This is a genomic window from Pseudoalteromonas sp. S3431 (genome assembly GCF_000690035.1).
Taxonomy (GTDB): domain Bacteria; phylum Pseudomonadota; class Gammaproteobacteria; order Enterobacterales; family Alteromonadaceae; genus Pseudoalteromonas; species Pseudoalteromonas fuliginea.
On sequence record NZ_JJNY01000084.1, the window covers coordinates 1 to 6,251 of the forward strand.

A 6,251-nucleotide genomic window follows, 5' to 3' on the forward strand; every position below is an offset into this window, starting at 1 on the left:
TATTTTTCGGGGGGATTACCGAAGCAATTGCATTGTGCGTTTTTTGATGATCTCCAGAATAGACATAATTAATCATTTTTTTACCAACAACTTCATTGGCTGAATAACCAAAAATTCGCTCAAACGCGGCGCTAACAAAAACAAATGTACCTTGCTTATCTACAACACAAACAGCATCAAGCATTAAATCAAGTACTTCTTGTAAATCCACTAACCCACTTTTTATCATACCTGCTTGCCTCTAGGTTTAATGAAGCTAAATCCAGTATTCGACACCCCTACAACAAAAGCAAAAAATAGCTTTAAAGAAACGATATATTCACTCACATTTTAATAATGCGCCATCTATATAAATAGCGAGTAATAATTAAGCCTATAACGCATTGCTAAACCATGACGGCTCAAAACTACTTATACTTGATGATTACCTATGAAACAGAGTTAAAATATAGGATCTGTATTTTGCTTTTTCCAATTTAGTAACCGGATAAAATAGCCCCGAGATAGAATGAATTTTAATTCTGAAAGGTCAACTGGCCCAAGACGTTTATTATTTTGAGCGAACTAAAAAAATTCCAAAATCAATTTTATTAATAATATAAAGTGCTTTTACATCATTAATTTATGTTAATATCATGTGATAACAGATGCTTTACAAAAACAACGATTGTTTTTGAATTTGGATTGTGTAGGAGACACCTCATTGAAAATATCACAACGCTTTTTATGGCCATTAACCTTTATTTCTCCCTTACTAATGGCTGAGCAATTTGATTACGAAAACCTTGACCTTGATGCCCTAATGGGAATGGATGTTCAAGTCACTTCAGCAATGAAAAGAACTCAATCAGCATTTGATACAGCCTCCTCTATTTATGTTTTAAGTAAAGAGCAAATTACTAACTCTGGTGCTATGTCTGTACCTGAAGCACTAAAAATGGTTCCTGGGCTTATTGTTAGACAACTCGATAATAACCAGTGGGCTATCTCTTCGAGAGGCGTTGCTTCTCGCTTTTCTAGCAAGTTATTAGTCATGATCGATGGCCAAAGTTTATATACACCAAAATTTGCAGCTGTTTATTGGGAAACACTCAATGTTCCTTTGTACGATATTGAACGCATAGAAGTCATTCGAGGGCAAGGTGGGCTTTTATGGGGAAGTAACGCAAATAATGGTGTTATCAATATTATTACTAAAAATAGTATTGATACTCGTGACACATTAGCAACAGCAACCACCGGCAATCAAATAAATGTCGATACAAATTTTCGTTATGGAAACGATATTGGTAATAAAGGCAGTTATCGAATTTATGGCCATGCAAAACATGCAAATACATCTAAAAAAGGAGCTAGACTCAAACCAAATGATACTACGAAACAATATTCTTTTGGTATACGTGCTGACTATACACCTAATGATGAATTGTCGGGTTTATTTCAAGGCGATGTTACGCATTCAAAATTAGGCCAAAACTACCGAGGTGTAGTTGATGCTACAAATGAAAACATTGCATTTTCTGATGATTTAAAGCGTATCGACTCACGTATGATGGCCCGTTTAGAACACAGAATATCAGGCAATGCCAATCAGATGTTACAGGTATCATGGCTCAAACAAAATGGATCTCAAGCCTACATAAAAGAGCATTTCGAATCGATAGATATTGACTACCAAATGAATTTTATTTACCAGTCACTACAGTTTGATTGGGGATTAAACTACCGCTATAACACCATTTCATTTGCACAAAGTGTCTTTTTAGATAGCGATAAAGATTTGGATAACCTTCAGCAGTATGGTGGGCTTATTCAAGCTCAATATAACTTTACCCCTGATACTCTCGATTTTATAATTGGCACTAAATTAGATCATAATGATCTAACAGGGTGGGAAAACCAACCTTCAGCAAGGTTAGTTTACAAACCAATCGAGAATCATCTTGTTTGGAGCGCTATATCCAGAAGTGTACGAATCCCCACGCTTATTGAGTTTAACGATAACTTTAAACTTAATGGAACCAAAGTTATTGATGTACTTGGCACAAGTACAGGGCTGGTAGCTATAGATGAATATCGAATCGCCACTTTTTTAAATGGTAACGATAAAGTGAAATCTGAGAATTATATCTCTCACGAACTAGGTTACCGATTTTCCGATAACGATTGGTCAATAGACTTTTCCGCTTATAACACGCACGGTAAAAACGTAGCGGTTATTAACTTAAATACCCATTTTGAACAATTCTTGCCTGCTCTCGCTCTGTTTCGATCGGGAGAGATCCCACAAGCAGCTCAAGCGCTTACAACAACTCAAATCAACCTTGATTTAATCTCTGTTGGAAAAACAACAACAAAAGGTTTTGATGTCGTTTTATCGTGGCAACCTATGGATACTCTCAGCGCAGAACTTGGGTACAGTTATACAGACTTTAAATATAGCTTACCTTATGATACTAGGCCTGTGGTTGGGTTTGATTCAACAAATAGGCAGCTATTTGCAAAAGCAAATTACACTCTATTTAACGGCCATTCTCTGTTTTCTACATTACGAGTAGAAAATTCTAATGCGTATAACACAGATAACTACGCAGCATTAGATTTGACTTGGAATTGGCAGATAAATCAACAGTGGTCAACAGCGCTTTCAGGTAAAAATTTATTAGCTAGTTCTCACATCGAATATGGTAATACACACGAAACCTATACTATACCCAATTATATTGATGAATCTTTTACATTCACAATTATGACTACGTTTTAAGTTTATAACATGCTCAAGTCAAAAAGTTTAATCCATCGTACCTTAATTATATTTGTATTTTTATTTAGTGCAAATTGTAATGCAATGGAAAAAGAATACATGCTTAAAGCAGGCTTCTTATATAATTTTGCCAGATTTTCTCAATGGCACTCGCTTCCTCAAAAAGACATTTTTTTTACTCTATGCAGCCCTGATAAACACTTTATTGAGTTAGCAAACATTGTTTTAAAAGAACGAATAGTAAAAGGATTACCTTTAAAGAATAAACATATTGCTCTCAACGATATATCAAACGTATCGTGTGATATGCTTTTTATAACCGCCAATACAGTCTCTAATTGGGAAAACCTAAAGGTTTCTCCTTATGACAATATTATGGTTATAGGTGAAACTGAAGGTTTTATTAAAAATGGCGGACACATTAGATTTTTTCTTTCAAGTGGTAAAATTCGTTTCGAAATAGCGCCTAAAAAACTTAAAGAAGTAGGTATTACAATGAGTTCAAAAGTATTACGCCTTGCTCGCGTTGTTGATAGGTAATGCAATGAAAAAACTATTTTTATTAAACACAATGAGCAAAAAACTTTTAGTCATTTTAATGTGTGTCGCCCTAGTATCAACCGCAACAGTCACAACCGTATTTAGTGCCTATGAAATAAGTAGCGCGAAAGAAGAGCAAGTAAAAAGTTTAGTATCTCTTTCTAAAATGTTGTCCCCTAATATAACGACAGCGCTTATGTTTGACGATGCAGAAGCAATACAAGAACTTATTAACCCACTGCTTATTCGCTCAGATATAGTATCTGTGATTGTGAGTAATTCAGATGGTAAACCACTTGCTATCGCCAATTCTCTTTCTAAAACAGCACAACATAGTATAGAAATAAGTACCGTTTTAGAGCTAGATTCTCATTGCTATGGTGAGCTCAAAATTAGGGCTAATGATAGCTACATTAATGATAGAGTGGCATTTTATAGTAAGTTTCTTATTATTTTGGTGATATTTACATTTATTGTGAGCTTACTATTATCCTTATTACTCAGACGTCGGTTTTTAAACCCTATATTATATTTGGCACAAACAGCTAACCAAATAACAAAATCGAATGACTATAGCTTACGTGCAAAACAGCTCTCGCAAGATGAGGTAGGCGAACTTACTTCCTGTTTCAACGATATGTTACACACGATTGAACAGCGAGAAAGTTCACTTGAAAATCAAGTTCGGCTTCGTACTAAAGAACTTGAAAATGCAAATTTCCAATTACACCAATATGCATATGAAGATGGCCTTACAGATCTACCTAACAGACGTTACTTTTACGAAAAACTACAAAGTTTAATTAGCAAAAAAAATATAACTTTTGCCCTTATTTTTATTGATTTAGATGGCTTCAAAGAAATAAACGACAGTCTCGGACATGACTATGGCGATTTACTGTTACATCAAGTCGCAGTTAGATTACAAAACTGCATAACAGCTAACGATACTGTAGCAAGACTAGGCGGTGATGAATTTACTCTTATTCTAGAAGGAGTAGACAATCAAGCGAGCGCAAGTAAGGTTGCAAATGCAGTAAAAAGTAGCTTAATGCAATGTATTCATCTAAAAAAAGAAAAGGTGTATGTGACTGCAAGTTTAGGTTTAACTTTTTATCCAACGGATGGGGTAACAGTAGAAGACTTAGTAAAGCGAGCTGATCAAGCAATGTATTTATCTAAACATAAAGGTAGAAACCGCTACGAATTTTTCACTTATGCTATGGAAGAACAAGCAATCGAAAAGCGCCGTTTAATAGAACAAATACATACTGCCCTTAAAAAAAGTCAATTTGAGCTTTATTATCAACCCATTTTTTCTATCAATGGTACATCAGTACCCAAAGCCGAAGCGTTAATACGCTGGAATCACCCTGAGCGAGGTCTAATTGGCCCAAATGAATTTATACCAATCGCTGAAAAGAATGGCTTAATAAGCGATATTGGCCAGTGGGTAAAACTACAAGCAATTAAAGATACTGTTCAATTTAATCTACTTTGCGAAACACCTATACAAATTAGCGTAAATACGTCACCACTTGAGATTGATCGTGCTGGTAATTGGGTAAATGAATGGCTAGAAGCAAGTGAGCAATACAAACTCCCCGCCCATACTATTCTCATAGAAGTTACAGAGAACACGCTAATGGATCCTGATTCTTTAATACAGAGTCAATTAAAGCGGCTTAACGCAAAAAATATTGATATAGCAATAGATGATTTTGGTGTCGGTTATTCATCACTTGCCTATCTTCAACGCTTAGATATCGATATCCTAAAAATTGATCACTCTTTTATTAGAGATATAGAAACCAATGAAAACAGCATAGCGCTTATAAAGGCAATAATAACAATGGCACATAATTTAGGTGTAAAAGTTGTCGCTGAAGGGGTAGAAACCCAGCATCAATACTTACTATTAAAGCAGTTAGCATGTGATTATATTCAAGGTTATGTATTTTCAAAACCAATCACTAAACAAAGCTTTATTGAAAAGTACGTAAAGTCTAAAGTATTACTTTAAAATTAAATACCAGCTTGTATGTGGGTAGTGTCTTTATTACAACCAGCGAGGTACGCGTTGTTTATAATACTGATACTGCTCTGAAAAAGATTGCGATAGATGCTCTTCTTCTACTAAAGTTTGTCTATATAAAGCGGTAACCCCTACAATCAAACATATCAGACTAAATACACACGGCAATGCTAAAAAGAAACCAATTTGAGCCGCTGCAACACCTAAATACATAGGGTTACGAGAATAGTCATAGAGTCCAGTGGTTTTTAGCTCCTTTGGCCCATTAGGATCTATTCCTGAGCGCCAAAGTGATGCCATATCAAAATGCACAAACATACTTAATATAAACCCAGCACTCAGTAATACATTGCCAAACATGACCCCAGGCCAACCGTTTAAAGGTTCAAATAATACTAAGTAATTATCTAATTCAGGAATAAAAACTCTCACAACACACACAAACCAAATAGCAGCCCTGAAAAATTTAAACGCCATATGGTTCCACCAACTAGTGCAATACTGCTGACCAGGAAAAATAACGCCAGAGGGTGTGGTTCGATTTTTATAAATAATTCTATAAGTATAAAATCCCGCCACAAATGTATAGAAAATAGCGAGGTAAATACGTGTAAACTCTATTAGGGATACTGAGTCATCTATAAAGGGTTGATAGTTCATTGAGGGAGCTCACACACATTATTTTTTAGCTAATTCTATAAATTAATTTTAGTGTTCATACTGTTAATTAACAAGCAAAGTCAGCTAAATCGGCATAAAAGATTAGAATAAGTTTACCAATGATACCATGTATTATCCATCCACTTTTCTGCAGACGTAAAAAAGCCTGAATCGTTAAATTCGGGCTTTCTACAATGTGAAGTCGGTGCGCTACGCAGTAGAATGTCGTGCTGCCCACAGCGGTGGAGAGCC

General features: G+C 35.3%; 5 protein-coding genes. 3 read left to right on the forward strand and 2 right to left on the reverse strand.

All coding sequences use genetic code 11. The features are described from left to right. Positions 1-229: PAS domain-containing protein (locus DO88_RS0118430; protein ID WP_033040682.1), on the reverse strand; the 229-nt coding region annotated here is incomplete at its 3' end. A 474-nt stretch (positions 230-703) separates the two neighbouring features. Here DO88_RS0118430 and DO88_RS03005 point away from each other — a divergent pair. The 3 genes from DO88_RS03005 (at position 704) to DO88_RS02995 (ending at position 5,327) form a co-directional block, all read left to right on the forward strand. Further along, positions 704-2,764 (forward strand): TonB-dependent receptor plug domain-containing protein, encoded by a 2,061-nt coding sequence (locus DO88_RS03005; RefSeq protein ID WP_033040684.1) that lies wholly within the window; start codon positions 704-706, stop codon positions 2,762-2,764. Positions 2,765-2,863: 99 nt separating this feature from the next. Further along, entirely contained in the window at positions 2,864-3,304 is a 441-nt protein-coding gene (locus DO88_RS03000; protein WP_033040689.1) for a YfiR family protein, read from the forward strand. 4 nt (positions 3,305-3,308) lie between these two features. Beyond that, complete coding sequence (locus tag DO88_RS02995; RefSeq protein WP_033040686.1) at positions 3,309-5,327, forward strand: EAL domain-containing protein; 2,019 nt, start codon at positions 3,309-3,311, stop codon at positions 5,325-5,327. Positions 5,328-5,363: 36 nt separating this feature from the next. Here the strand turns inward: DO88_RS02995 and DO88_RS02990 are convergent, their stop codons facing one another. Further along, entirely contained in the window at positions 5,364-5,999 is a 636-nt protein-coding gene (locus DO88_RS02990) for a methyltransferase family protein (protein ID WP_033040688.1), read from the reverse strand. Between the last annotated feature and the right edge of the window lie 252 nt (positions 6,000-6,251).

Bases quoted from the DNA above. Each gene is read 5' to 3' on its own strand.
- DO88_RS02995 (WP_033040686.1), top strand. From the start codon at position 3,309: ATGAAAAAACTATTTTTATTAAACACAATGAGCAAAAAACTTTTAGTC.
- DO88_RS03000 (WP_033040689.1), top strand. From the start codon at position 2,864: ATGCTTAAAGCAGGCTTCTTATATAATTTTGCCAGATTTTCTCAATGG.
- DO88_RS02990 (WP_033040688.1), bottom strand. From the start codon at position 5,999: ATGAACTATCAACCCTTTATAGATGACTCAGTATCCCTAATAGAGTTT.